The organism is Mycobacterium sp. WUMAC-067, from assembly GCF_020217485.1.
Lineage (GTDB): Bacteria > Actinomycetota > Actinomycetes > Mycobacteriales > Mycobacteriaceae > Mycobacterium.
Genome location: NZ_JAEKMI010000023.1, coordinates 48,320 through 61,260, shown reverse-complemented (window position 1 = coordinate 61,260; position 12,941 = coordinate 48,320). Strand labels below are relative to the sequence as shown.

Genomic DNA, 12,941 nt, shown 5'->3' with positions numbered 1-12,941 from the left:
GCGACATCACGCGGCAGACCGATACCCACCCCCGCCACGCTGCCGACAAGGTTAGCGCCTAGAACGTATTGACCTTCTCGATGCTGACGAACATGCCGTGCTTGGTCTGGTCGTTGGTGAAGCGGGTGCCCTCGGCGTTGGCGATGATCGTCCAGCCCTGCGCCGCATAGGTCTGGTACTCGATCTTGACGGTCGGGATGGCTCCCAGGTTGCCCAGCACCCACTGCACCTTGCCGCCGGTAGTGATGCTGACGCCGTTGGCGTGCTCACCGTCCTGCAGCGGGGAGTTGGTGAAGGGCGCCTCGCAGCCGACGGTGTCCTTGTTGATCTGGCAGCGCGTCACGCCGGATTTGGTCTCGATGAAGACGTAGCCATTCTGGTCGGGTGGCAGCGGGATGGCGCCGGCCGGATTCGTGGGACCCGTCGGCGCGCCCGGGGCCCCCGGAGCGGGTGCGGCGGTGACCGACGGCGACGGCGGCGTGGATCGGGGCGTGGGGAAGGACGGCTCGCTGGGACCCGCCCCGGGCGAGGCCACCGGCCGCCCGCCGATGACGGAGCTACAACCCGACACCGACCCGGCGAACAGCGCTACGAGCAGCAGCGAACCACCGGCCAGGCTTCGCCGCGCATTATCCGATAACCGCACCCGCCGCTCCCCAGACGATTCGAATGGCGGCACTCAGGTTACTCACCCACCGCCGATAGTCGCTGCACTCGAGCGACTATCGATGCGGCGCCGATGGTGAAGTTTTATCGCCGCGTGACCGACTCCGCGCGGCGACCGTGGGTTTGCGGCCGCCGAGTCGGTCGTCGGCGCGGCACCCGAACTATGCGACCCCGGGAACAACACGCGACTTCGGGCCGTTAACATGATCGACAAGTTGAGTGAACCAGACTCAAGACCCAGGTTGACAGCCGATCGCCCCAGGGGCAGGCTTGAGCGGGGTTCACTCAGCATAGTGGCACCAAACAGGCTCTACACAATCAGGAGGAATCACTATGGCTCGTGCGGTCGGTATCGACCTCGGGACCACCAACTCCGTCGTCGCAGTCCTCGAGGGCGGTGACCCCGTCGTCGTCGCCAACTCCGAGGGCTCGCGGACCACCCCGTCCATCGTCGCGTTCGCGCGCAACGGCGAGGTGCTCGTCGGCCAGCCCGCCAAGAACCAGGCGGTCACCAACGTCGACCGCACCATTCGTTCGGTCAAGCGGCACATGGGCACCGACTGGTCCATCGAGATCGATGACAAGAAATACACCGCCCAGGAGATCAGCGCCCGCGTGCTGATGAAGCTGAAGCGTGACGCCGAGGCGTATCTGGGTGAGGACGTCACCGACGCGGTCGTCACCGTGCCGGCGTACTTCAACGACGCCCAGCGTCAGGCGACCAAGGAAGCCGGCCAGATCGCCGGCCTGAACGTGCTGCGTATCGTCAACGAGCCGACCGCGGCCGCACTGGCTTACGGCCTGGACAAGGGCGAGAAGGAACAGACCATCCTGGTCTTCGACCTCGGTGGCGGCACGTTCGACGTCTCGCTGCTCGAGATCGGTGAGGGCGTGGTCGAGGTCCGCGCGACCAGCGGTGACAACCACCTCGGTGGGGACGACTGGGATGACCGCGTCGTCGAGTGGCTCGTCGACAAGTTCAAGGGCACCAGCGGAATTGACCTGACCAAGGACAAGATGGCGATGCAGCGGCTGCGTGAGGCCGCGGAGAAGGCCAAGATCGAGCTCTCGAGTTCGCAGAGCACGTCGATCAACCTGCCCTACATCACCGTGGACGCGGACAAGAACCCGCTGTTCCTCGACGAACAGCTCACGCGCGCCGAATTCCAGCGCATCACACAGGATCTGCTGGACCGCACCCGTCAGCCCTTCCAGTCCGTGATCAAGGACGCCGGCATCTCGGTGTCCGAGATCGACCACGTCGTGCTGGTGGGTGGTTCCACCCGGATGCCCGCGGTGACCGAGCTGGTCAAGGAGCTCACCGGCGGCAAGGAGCCCAACAAGGGCGTCAACCCCGACGAGGTTGTTGCCGTGGGTGCCGCGCTGCAGGCGGGTGTCCTCAAGGGTGAGGTGAAAGACGTTCTGCTGCTTGACGTTACGCCGCTGAGCTTGGGTATCGAGACCAAGGGTGGCGTGATGACCAAGCTCATCGAGCGCAACACCACGATCCCGACCAAGCGGTCGGAGACCTTCACCACGGCCGATGACAACCAGCCGTCGGTGCAGATCCAGGTGTACCAGGGTGAGCGCGAAATCGCTTCGCACAACAAGCTGCTCGGCTCCTTCGAGCTGACCGGCATCCCGCCGGCCCCGCGCGGCGTCCCGCAGATCGAGGTCACCTTCGACATCGACGCCAACGGCATCGTGCACGTCACGGCCAAGGACAAGGGCACCGGCAAGGAGAACACGATCAAAATCCAGGAGGGCTCCGGCCTGTCCAAGGAGGAGATCGACCGGATGATCAAGGACGCCGAGGCGCACGCCGAGGAGGACCGCCAGCGTCGCGAGGAAGCCGACGTCCGCAACCAGGCGGAATCGCTGGTCTACCAGACGGAGAAGTTCGTCAAGGACCAGCGCGAAGCCGAGGGCGGGTCGAAGGTTCCCGAGGACACGCTGACCAAGGTCGACGCCGCGATCGCCGAGGCCAAGACGGCACTAGGTGGCACCGACATCGCCGCGATCAAGTCGGCGATGGAGAAGCTGGGCCAGGAGTCGCAGGCGCTCGGGCAGGCGATCTACGAGGCCACCCAGGCCTCGGGCGAGCAGGCCGACGCGACCGGCGGGGCGTCGGGTTCAGCGGGTTCCGCTGACGACGTCGTGGACGCGGAGGTGGTCGACGATGACCGGGAGTCCAAGTGACAGAAGGAAATCCACAGGAACAGGTGACCGTCACCGACAAGCGGCGGATCGATCCTGAGACCGGTGAAGTACGGCAGGTCCCTCCCGGCGATACGCCGGGAGGGACGGCGCCGGCCGACGAGCCGGCGGTCCAGGGCGAGGGCAAACTCGCCGAGCTGACCGCCGATCTGCAACGCGTGCAGGCCGACTTCGCCAACTACCGCAAGCGGGCGCTGCGCGACCAGCAGGCCGCGGCGGACCGGGCCAAGGCCGCCGTCGTGAACCAATTGCTGGGCGTGCTCGACGATCTCGACCGGGCGCGCAAGCACGGCGACCTCGAGTCGGGCCCGCTGAAGGCGGTCGCCGACAAGCTGGAGGGCGCGCTGACCGGGCTCGGCCTGACGGCGTTCGGCGAGGAGGGCGAGGACTTCGACCCGGTGCTGCACGAGGCCGTTCAGCACGAGGGTGATGGCTCCCGCCCGGTGATCGGCACCGTCATGCGGCAGGGCTACAAGCTCGGCGATCAAATCCTGCGCCACGCCATGGTCGGGGTCGTCGACACGGTCGCCGACGATGGCGACGAATCGGCCGCGACCGGTGAGTCCGACGAAACCGCGCCGGTGGAATCGGACGATAACGCCGGCACATCCGGTGACTAGCCCACACAATCAGCACAACAGAAAGGTGAGGAGGTGACGCGACATGGCCCAGCGTGAATGGGTCGAAAAAGACTTCTACAAGGAGCTGGGCGTCTCCTCTGACGCCAGCCCCGAAGAGATCAAGCGCGCCTACCGCAAGTTGGCGCGCGATCTGCATCCGGACGCCAACCCGGACAATCCCGCCGCCGGTGAACGATTCAAAGCGGTGTCGGAGGCACACAACGTGTTGTCCGATCCGGCCAAGCGCAAGGAATACGACGAAACCCGAAGGCTGTTCGCCGGCGGCGGTTTTGGCGGGCGCCGGTTCGATACCGGCGGCTTCGGCGGCTTCAACGTCGGCGGCGATGGGGCGGAGTTCAACCTCAACGATCTGTTCGATGCCGCCGGCCGCAGCGGCGGCACCAACATCGGCGACCTGTTCGGCGGATTGTTCGGGCGCGGCGCCGGCGCCCGTCCCAGCCGGCCGCGCCGCGGCAACGACCTCGAGACCGAGACCCAGCTGAATTTCGTCGAGGCCGCCAAGGGTGTAGCGATGCCGCTGCGGCTGACCAGCCCGGCGCCGTGCACCAACTGCCATGGCAGCGGGGCTCGGCCGGGCACCAGCCCGAAGGTGTGTCCCACGTGCAACGGCTCCGGCGTGGTCAACCGCAATCAGGGCGCGTTCGGTTTCTCCGAACCCTGCACCGATTGCCGGGGCAGCGGCTCGATCATCGAGCACCCCTGCGAGGAGTGCAAGGGCACCGGGGTCACCACGCGGACCCGCACCATCAACGTGCGCATCCCGCCCGGCGTCGAGGACGGACAGCGCATCCGGCTGCCCGGCCAGGGTGAAGCCGGCCTGCGCGGCGCGCCGTCGGGCGACCTGTACGTGACGGTGCATGTGCGGCCGGACAAGGTGTTCGGGCGCGACGGCGACGACCTGACCGTCACGGTTCCCGTCAGCTTCACCGAATTGGCTTTGGGCTCAACCATTTCGGTGCCCACGCTGGACGGCAAAGTCGGTGTCAGGGTGCCCAAGGGCACGTCCGACGGCCGCATCCTGCGGGTCCGCGGACGCGGCGTGCCCAAGCGCAGCGGCGGCAACGGGGACCTGCTGGTCACCGTCAAGGTCGCCGTGCCACCGAATCTGGAGGGTGCGGCACAGGAAGCGCTGGAGGCGTATGCCGCCGCGGAGCGTTCCAGTGGCTTTGACCCACGGGCCGGATGGGCGGGTAATCGCTGATGGCCAAGGGCTCGAGTAATTCAAGAAATGAGGATGCCCGAACCTTCCTGATCTCGGTCGCCGCCGAGCTGGCCGGCATGCACGCCCAGACGCTGCGCACCTACGACCGCCTCGGCCTGGTCAGCCCGCGCCGCACTTCCGGTGGGGGACGCCGCTATTCGGAGCACGACGTCGACCTGCTGCGTGAGGTGCAACGGCTCTCGCAGGACGAGGGGGTCAACCTCGCCGGCATCAAGCGGATCATCGAGCTGACCAACCAGGTCGAGGCACTGCAGGCGCGGATCAAAGAGCTGAGCGAGGAGTTGGCGCAGACGCGCGCCAGCCAGCGCCGCGACCTGGCGGTGGTGCCCAAGAGCACCGCGCTGGTGGTGTGGCAGCCGCGCCGGGGACGCTAATCTTCACTTGCGCCGCAAGGGTTCCCGTCTCCGGAGGCATACAACGTTCGCAAAAGCGCTAGCGCATGTGCTAGCGCTTTTCGCATTCACCTAGTGGCCATCACACAGCGACTGCAGCGACGAGAGTGGTCACTGTGATCGCACCCGGATCGAAAACTGCGTCACCGCGGGCTCACCCGGCGACGCGCAGCGATAGCCGCCGCGGCGCAGCGCATCGGTCGGGGCGGCCATCGGCTCGAAGCACACGATGGCCTTGTCGGGATCGTCGACCGGCGGTGCGAAGATCTGCGCGGCCGGATAGCCCCGCTCGAAATGCACCTCGATGCGGCGCCCGCCGCCCGAGACCGCGAACACCGCGCCCTCGGCCACCTGGTCGTAAGCATCGTCAAAGGTCTTGTCGCGCAACGCCTCTTCTCGCGCCGGCTGCGGCTGGGAATCGCCGGTGGGCAGCCCCTTGCCGTCGAGGCCGAGGTGGCGCAGCGCGGGTGTCTCGATGATCCAGTCGCCGCGGGGGACGCCCGGCAGCTGCAGGTAGGGATGGAAGCCGAAGCACAGCGGCACCGCCGCGTCGCCGGTGGCGGCGACGGTGGACCGCACCGCCAGCGTCCGGTTCGCCAGTCGCGCGGTCACCGTCAACAGATGCGGATACGGGAAGCTGGCCAGCAGTTGCGGATCGGCGCCGAAATCCACCTGCGCGGTCAGCTCGTCGGCGGTTTCGTCCGTTACCCGCCAGCCCGGATAGGCGGCCAGGACGCCGTGGATGGGCAACCCGTTGGGGTCGGCGCGCACCCCGTTCTCGCCCGGCGTCAGGTCCACCGTCGCGCCCTGGGCCGTATAGGTGGTCTCGCCCAACCGATTTGCCCACGGATACAGGATCGGGATCCCCATCGTCTTGCCGTCGGTGATGTAGGCGTCCAGGCCCCGGCGCTGGCCGAGCAGCTCCACGCCGGCGTCGCGCAGCGACGTGCCGATCATCCCCGCGCCGGGGACGAATTGGGCGACCAGCGGCGACGAAGCGTCGCGCAGGGTGACGACGTGCATGGCTACCTCCAGAGCGGATCGTGCTGAATGCGTTCGGGCGGAGCGCCTTTGGCGATCAGGGCGGACTTGGTGGCGGTGACCATCGCCGGCCCGCCGCAGATCAGGATTTGCCGGTCGCCCCAGCCGCCGTACTTGGTCACCACGTCGGGCAGCCGGCCGGTCTGGTGCACGTGCAGTCCCCGCGGCGGGGTGACGTCGGGATAGTCGGCGGCCCACGCCGGGTCGGCGCTGTACTCCGAGACCGGCGAGACCGACAGCCACGGATTGTGCGACGCGACCTGCCACAGCGTGGGCAGGTCGTAGAGTTCGCAGCGGTAGCGTGCGCCGAAGAACAGATGTATCCGCGGATTGACCGCGTACCGGGACAGGTCCATGATGAGCGCCCGCAGGGGCGCCAGACCCGTGCTGCCGGCGACCATCAGCACGTCGCCGCCCTCTCGATCGACGCCCAGGCCGCCGTGCGGGCTGGACAGCCGCCACCGGTCGCCGGGCCGGGTTTCGTTGACGATCGCCGTGCTGACCAGGCCGCCGGGCACCAGGCGCACGTGGAACTCGATGCCGCCGCCGGGATCGGCCGGAATGGCGGGGCTCAGATACCGCCAGCGGCGCGGGCATTGCGGCACATGGGCGTTGACGTATTGCCCGGGGTGGTAGTGCATCGGCTGATCGAGCTGAAGCCGAACGACCGCCAGATCCCGCGACACCCGCAGGTGCTCGATGACGGTGCCGTCCCACCAGGCGGGCCCCTCCTCGGCGTCCGCGGCGCCGCTCATCACCCCGGTGATCAGGTTCAACGACTGCCTGGCCGCGTCGTCGACGGCGCCGGTCCAGGCCGCACCCAGATGCGAGCGCAGCGTCGCCAACAACGCGCGACCCAGGGTTTCGTAATGGTGGGGCAGCACACCGTATTTGCGATGGTCCCGCCCGAGCTGGGCCAAAAACGTCACCGGCTCCTGCGCGCGCCGCGCGACCAGTTCGCCGTACACCCAGTGCAGGGCATGGCCGAAAGCTGCGCGCTGGGCGCTCATTTCGGGTGGGAAAAGATCGCGCACCGAGGCGTCGAGGGCGAACCAATGCGTGTAGAAGCGGTGCACGAGGTCACCGGAATCACCCTGGGAGCCTGAGCGGCCCGCGCCGTCGGGTTCGAAGGCGTCGCGCAGCACGCGCAGCGCTTGGACGTCCTCGAGGCTCACGGAGCCCGATTCTAGGCTCGACCTCCGTGTATTCAGCCTTGCCGGACGACGCTGGCGGACCCGGCGTTGACGATCTTGGGCGAACCCCAGTGGTAGACAACGACGTTGCCGGTTCCGGATGAGCTGACCGCGTCCGTGCTGTCAACCGCGACACGGTTGCCGCTGCCGGAGACCGTGACGCTGGTGCAGTGCCCGGTGAGGGTGATCGTGTTGTCTTTTCCGCTCACCGACAGATAGCCCGCGTGGCAGGGCAGCGTCTTCGTGGTGCGGGCGCCGCTGACCTGCAGCGTGCCGGACTCGGGAACCGCGGTCGACGCGCTGCCGCCGGCGAGGTCGGTGTGCAGGCCAACGGAGATAAGGCCCGCGAGCGCCAACCCGGCCGCGAGGGCGGCCGGCCACAAGCCCCTGCCCCGGCGCGGGGCTCCGGCGGGTTCGAGCTCGGCCTGGTCGGGGTGCTGCATCGTCTGCGTCATCGCTAGGGGGTACCCCGTAGGGCGTGTCCCTCAAAACTCGATAGAGTTGAGCGGAACAGACTCAAGATTGACGACGTTGAACAAGCAGACAAGCATTTTTGCCAGCTCCCTTTCGACCCGAATGGAGGCGTCGTGGACTCTTTCAACCCGACCACCAAGACCCAGGCCGCGCTGACGTCGGCGCTGCAGGCGGCCTCGGCCGCCGGGAACCCCGAGATCCGGCCCGCCCACCTGCTGATGGCGTTGCTGACCCAGGCGGACGGCATCGCCGCGCCGCTGCTTCAGGCCGTGGGCGTCGAGCCGGCCGCCATCCGCGCCGAAGCCGAGCGCCTGCTCGAGCGGCTGCCGCAGGCCAGCGGCGCCAGCTCGCAGCCGCAGCTCTCGCGCGAGTCGCTGGCCGCCATCACCACCGCCCAGCAACTGGCCACCGAGATGGACGACGAATACGTCTCCACCGAACACCTGATGGTCGGCCTGGCCACCGGCGACTCCGAGGTCGCCAAGCTGCTCACGGGGCACGGCGCGTCGCCGCAGGCCCTGCGGGAGGCGTTCGTCAAGGTCCGCGGCAGCGCCCGGGTCACCAGCGCCGACCCCGAGGCCACCTACCAGGCGCTGGAGAAGTACTCCACCGACCTGACCGCGCGCGCCCGCGAGGGCAAGCTCGACCCGGTCATCGGCCGCGACAACGAGATTCGCCGCGTCGTGCAGGTGCTGAGCCGGCGCACCAAGAACAACCCCGTGCTGATCGGCGAGCCCGGCGTCGGCAAGACCGCGATCGTGGAGGGCCTGGCCCAGCGCATCGTCGCCGGCGACGTGCCGGAGAGCCTGCGCGACAAGACCGTCATCAGCCTGGACCTCGGCTCGATGGTCGCGGGCGCGAAGTACCGCGGCGAGTTCGAGGAGCGCCTGAAGGCCGTCCTCGACGACATCAAGAACTCCGCCGGGCAGATCATCACCTTCATCGACGAGCTGCACACCATCGTCGGCGCCGGCGCGACCGGCGAGGGGGCGATGGACGCCGGCAACATGATCAAGCCGATGCTGGCCCGCGGCGAGCTGCGCCTGGTCGGCGCCACCACGCTCGACGAGTACCGCAAGTACATCGAGAAGGACGCCGCGCTGGAACGCCGCTTCCAGCAGGTGCTCGTCGGCGAGCCGTCGGTGGAGGACACCGTCGGCATCCTGCGCGGCCTGAAGGACCGCTACGAGGTGCACCACGGTGTGCGCATCACCGACTCGGCCTTGGTGGCCGCGGCGACGCTGTCCGACCGCTACATCACCGCGCGCTTCCTGCCGGACAAGGCCATCGACCTGGTCGACGAGGCCGCCAGCCGGCTGAAGATGGAGATCGACTCGCGGCCCGTCGAGATCGACGAGGTCGAGCGCCTGGTGCGCCGCCTCGAGATCGAGGAGATGGCGCTGGCCAAGGAGGAGGACGAGGCGTCCAAGGAGCGGCTGGAGAAGCTGCGCTCCGAGCTGGCCGACCAGAAGGAGAAGCTGGCCGAGCTCACCACCCGCTGGCAGAACGAGAAGAACGCGATCGACGTCGTGCGCGAGCTCAAGGAACAGCTCGAAGCGCTGCGCGGGGAGTCCGAGCGCGCCGAGCGCGACGGCGACCTGGCCAAGGCCGCCGAGCTGCGCTACGGCCGCATCCCCGAGGTCGAGAAGAAACTCGACGCCGCAGTGCCATTGGCCGCCGACAGCGGCCCAGCTCGGGAGAACGTGATGCTCAAGGAGGAGGTCGGCCCCGACGACATCGCCGACGTGGTGTCGGCGTGGACCGGCATCCCGGCCGGACGGATGCTCGAGGGCGAGACCGCGAAGCTGCTGCGCATGGAAGACGAGCTGGGCAAGCGCGTCATCGGGCAGCGCAAGGCGGTGACGGCCGTGTCCGACGCGGTGCGCCGCGCCCGCGCCGGTGTCGCCGACCCCAACCGGCCGACGGGATCGTTCATGTTCCTCGGCCCCACCGGCGTCGGTAAGACCGAGCTGGCCAAGGCGCTGGCCGACTTCCTGTTCGACGACGAGCGGGCGATGGTCCGCATCGACATGAGCGAGTACGGCGAGAAGCACTCGGTGGCCCGCCTGGTCGGCGCCCCTCCCGGCTACATCGGCTACGACCAGGGCGGTCAGCTGACCGAGGCGGTGCGGCGGCGTCCGTACACGGTGATCCTGTTCGACGAGATCGAGAAGGCGCACCCGGACGTGTTCGACGTGCTGCTGCAGGTGCTCGACGAGGGCCGCCTCACCGACGGGCAGGGCCGCACGCTCGACTTCCGCAACACCATCCTGATCCTGACGTCCAACCTGGGATCGGGCGGCACCGAGGAGCAGGTGATGGCCGCGGTGCGCTCGGCGTTCAAGCCGGAGTTCATCAACCGGCTCGACGACGTCATCATCTTCCACGGCCTGGAGCCCGGTGAGCTGGTGGCCATCGTCGACATCCAGTTGGCGCAGCTGCAGAAGCGGCTGGCGCAGCGCCGCCTCACCCTCGAGGTGTCGCTGCCGGCCAAGCAGTGGCTGGCGCATCGGGGATTCGACCCGGTCTACGGCGCGCGGCCGCTGCGCCGGCTGGTGCAGCAGGCCATCGGTGACCAGCTGGCCAAGCTGTTGTTGGCCGGCGACGTGCACGACGGCGACACCGTTCCGGTCAACGTCAGCCCGGACGGCGACTCCCTGATCCTGGGCTAAGCCGCCCCGCGAGCAGACGCAGAATCGCACCGGCGACGCGCCGTGCGTGCGATTCTGCGTCTGCTCGGCGCAAAGGCGCCTCGGCGCAAGGCGCACCAGGGGGCGCAGCAAACCTTGATTGGGTTGTGACCTGGTCGCCTTCTGTGTTCCGGGCCAATAGCAGATACCCTGTTTTGGATGGTCCCCCTCTGGTTCACGCTCTCCGCGCTGTGCTTTGTCGGCGCGGGGGTGCTGCTGTACGTCGACATCGATCGTCGGCGCGGGCGCAGCAGACGCCGTAAGTCGTGGGCGCGGTCGCACGGATTCGACTACGAGCGTGAATCGACCGACATCCTCAAGCGGTGGAAGCGCGGCGTGATGTCGACGGTGGGTGACGTGGCCGCCCAGAACGTGGTGCTGGGCCAGATCCGCGGCGAGGCGGTCTACATCTTCGACCTCGAGGAGGTCGCCACGGTGATCGCGCTGCACCGCAAGGTGGGCACCAACGTCGTGGTGGACCTGCGGCTCAAGGGGCTCAAAGAGCCACGGGAGAGCGACATTTGGCTGCTGGGCGCGATCGGGCCGCGGATGGTGTACTCCACCAACCTGGACGCCGCCCGCCGCGCGTGTGACCGCCGCATGGTCACCTTCGCCCACACCGCACCGGACTCCGCCGAGATCATGTGGAACGAGCAGAACTGGACGCTGGTCGCCATGCCGATCACCAGCACCCGCACCCAGTGGGACGAGGGCCTGCGCACCGTGCGGCAGTTCAACGACCTTCTCCGCGTGCTGCCGCCGCTGCCGGAGGAGACAACGCAGGAGGCCGGCACCCCGGCGGGACCGCGCAACGCGTCGCCGAGCCGCCCGTTGGCCCCGGCGGGCCGCGCCGAGTTGCCGCCCCGGCGCGCGCAGCAGGATGTGGCCGGCCTGCTCGGCCCCGACGTCGCGTCCGGCCGCCGCCAGGCCGAGCCGGTGCGCCGCGACCAGCCACGGCCGGAGGCGCGCCCCGATACCCTGCGCCGCCCCCCGCCGACCGCGCGCAACGGCCACCAGGCCAGCAACTATCAGCGCTGACGCCTCGCCTCGGGTAGCCCGGGGGCCGGTGGCGCCGCCGTCATTAAGATGTCGCTCATGCCTCGCCCCGTCGCCCTGATCTCCGGGCCGACCTCCGGGATCGGCGCCGGATACGCGCGACGCTTCGCCCGCGACGGCTACGACCTGGTGCTGGTCGCCCGCGACGCCGAACGGTTGACGAGACTCGCCGATGAGTTGAAAGACACCGTCGGCAATGTCGAGGTCCTTCCCGCCGACCTGGGCGACGCGGCTGACCGGCAACGGGTGTGCGATCGCCTCGCCGCCGGGGTCCGCGTGCTGGTGAACAACGCCGGCTTCGCCACCTCCGGCGACTTCTGGTCCACCGACCCCGCGCTGCTGCAGTCCCAGCTCGACGTCAACGTCACCGCGGTCATGCACCTCACCCGCGCGGCGCTGCCCGCCATGCTCGACGCCGGCGCCGGCACGGTCATCAACATCGCCAGCATCGCCGGCCTGGTGCCGGGGCGGGGCTCGACGTATTCGGCGTCCAAGGCGTGGGTGATCTCATTCAGCGAGGGCTTGTCCGTCGGCCTGCAGGGCACCGGGGTTTCGGTGCACGCCGTGTGTCCGGGCTACGTGCGCACCGAATTTCACGCCCGCGCCGGGATCGACATGTCCAAGTCGCCGTCGTTCATGTGGCTCGAGGTCGACGACGTGGTCAGCCAGAGCCTCGCCGATATCGCCCGCGGCAAGGTGATCAGCATTCCGGGCCTGCAGTACAAGGCGATCATCGCCGCCGAGCGGATGATCCCGCGGACCCTGATGCGGGCGGTCACCAAACGAGTCGGTGGTGGCCGTGGCCGAACCTGAGCGCGAGGAACTGGCCGAACTGGTGCGCCGCCTGGCGGTGGTGCACGGCCGGGTCACGCTGTCGTCCGGCAAGGAGGCCGACTACTACGTCGACCTGCGCCGGGCCACCCTGCACCACCGCGCGTCGGCATTGATCGGCAAGCTGATGCGGGACCTGACCAGCGACTGGGACTACGCGGTGGTCGGCGGCCTGACCCTGGGCGCCGACCCGGTGGCCACGGCCATCATGCACGCGCCGGGCCGCCCGATCGACGCGTTCGTCGTGCGCAAGTCCGCGAAAACCCATGGGCTGCAACGACTTATCGAAGGGTCCGAGGTCTCGGGCAGGCGGGTGCTGGTGGTCGAGGACACCAGCACCACCGGCAATTCGGCGCTCACCGCGGTGCGCGCCGTGCAGGAGGCCGGCGGCGACGTGCTGGGGGTGGCCACCGTCGTGGACCGCGCCACCGGCGCCGCCGAGGCCATCGAGGCGGAGGGGTTGCCGTACCGCAGCGTGCTGGGCCTGGCCGAGCTGGGGCTGAGCTAGTTGCCGGCTC

At 68.8% G+C, this 12,941-nt stretch carries 12 protein-coding genes; 8 read left to right on the top strand and 4 right to left on the bottom strand.

What is annotated here, in order from left to right; translation table 11 throughout:
- Positions 1 to 58: 58 nt before the first annotated feature.
- Positions 59 to 646, bottom strand: coding sequence for a hypothetical protein (locus JF781_RS17210; protein ID WP_225328276.1), 588 nt, complete (start codon positions 644 to 646; stop codon positions 59 to 61).
- A gap of 353 nt (positions 647 to 999) precedes the next feature.
- Between JF781_RS17210 and dnaK the strand changes: the two genes are divergently transcribed.
- The 4 genes from dnaK to JF781_RS17190 are packed head-to-tail and all read left to right on the top strand — an operon-like array spanning position 1,000 to position 5,120.
- Positions 1,000 to 2,865 (top strand): molecular chaperone DnaK, encoded by a 1,866-nt coding sequence (dnaK, locus tag JF781_RS17205; RefSeq protein ID WP_225328275.1) that lies wholly within the window; start codon positions 1,000 to 1,002, stop codon positions 2,863 to 2,865.
- Positions 2,862 to 3,503, top strand: a complete 642-nt coding sequence (gene grpE / locus JF781_RS17200) for a nucleotide exchange factor GrpE (RefSeq protein ID WP_225328274.1) — start codon at positions 2,862 to 2,864, stop codon at positions 3,501 to 3,503. The genes dnaK and grpE overlap by 4 nt, the downstream gene beginning before the upstream one ends.
- Positions 3,504 to 3,546: 43 nt before the next feature.
- Positions 3,547 to 4,725 (top strand): molecular chaperone DnaJ, encoded by a 1,179-nt coding sequence (gene dnaJ, locus JF781_RS17195; protein WP_225328273.1) that lies wholly within the window; start codon positions 3,547 to 3,549, stop codon positions 4,723 to 4,725.
- The gene (locus JF781_RS17190; protein ID WP_225328272.1) at positions 4,725 to 5,120 is read left to right on the top strand and encodes a heat shock protein transcriptional repressor HspR; all 396 of its coding nucleotides are present in this window, start codon (positions 4,725 to 4,727) and stop codon (positions 5,118 to 5,120) included. The genes dnaJ and JF781_RS17190 overlap by 1 nt, the downstream gene beginning before the upstream one ends.
- A 129-nt stretch (positions 5,121 to 5,249) precedes the next feature.
- On the opposite strand, the gene JF781_RS17185 is transcribed toward JF781_RS17190, so the two are convergent.
- The 3 genes from JF781_RS17185 to JF781_RS17175 are packed head-to-tail and all read right to left on the bottom strand — an operon-like array spanning position 5,250 to position 7,827.
- The gene (locus tag JF781_RS17185; protein WP_225328271.1) at positions 5,250 to 6,161 is read right to left on the bottom strand and encodes an aldose 1-epimerase; all 912 of its coding nucleotides are present in this window, start codon (positions 6,159 to 6,161) and stop codon (positions 5,250 to 5,252) included.
- Positions 6,162 to 6,163: 2 nt separating this feature from the next.
- On the bottom strand, positions 6,164 to 7,354 hold the full coding sequence (locus JF781_RS17180) for an FAD-binding oxidoreductase (RefSeq protein WP_225328270.1): 1,191 nt from the start codon (positions 7,352 to 7,354) through the stop codon (positions 6,164 to 6,166).
- A 32-nt stretch (positions 7,355 to 7,386) separates the two neighbouring features.
- On the bottom strand, positions 7,387 to 7,827 hold the full coding sequence (locus JF781_RS17175) for a DUF3060 domain-containing protein (RefSeq protein ID WP_225328269.1): 441 nt from the start codon (positions 7,825 to 7,827) through the stop codon (positions 7,387 to 7,389).
- Between the two features lie 132 nt (positions 7,828 to 7,959).
- Here JF781_RS17175 and clpB point away from each other — a divergent pair, with 132 nt between their 5' ends.
- The 4 genes from clpB to pyrE all read left to right on the top strand — a co-directional run bounded on the left by clpB (position 7,960) and on the right by pyrE (position 12,931).
- On the top strand, positions 7,960 to 10,518 hold the full coding sequence (clpB, locus tag JF781_RS17170; RefSeq protein WP_225328268.1) for an ATP-dependent chaperone ClpB: 2,559 nt from the start codon (positions 7,960 to 7,962) through the stop codon (positions 10,516 to 10,518).
- A gap of 177 nt (positions 10,519 to 10,695) precedes the next feature.
- Entirely contained in the window at positions 10,696 to 11,574 is an 879-nt protein-coding gene (gene ttfA / locus JF781_RS17165; protein ID WP_225328267.1) for a trehalose monomycolate transport factor TtfA, read from the top strand.
- Positions 11,575 to 11,631: 57 nt separating this feature from the next.
- Positions 11,632 to 12,405: an SDR family oxidoreductase gene (locus tag JF781_RS17160; protein WP_225328266.1), complete on the top strand. Its 774-nt coding sequence runs from the start codon at positions 11,632 to 11,634 to the stop codon at positions 12,403 to 12,405.
- Positions 12,392 to 12,931: an orotate phosphoribosyltransferase gene (gene pyrE / locus JF781_RS17155; RefSeq protein ID WP_225328265.1), complete on the top strand. Its 540-nt coding sequence runs from the start codon at positions 12,392 to 12,394 to the stop codon at positions 12,929 to 12,931. Before JF781_RS17160 ends, pyrE begins: the two co-directional genes overlap by 14 nt.
- The last annotated feature ends 10 nt before the right edge of the window (positions 12,932 to 12,941 follow it).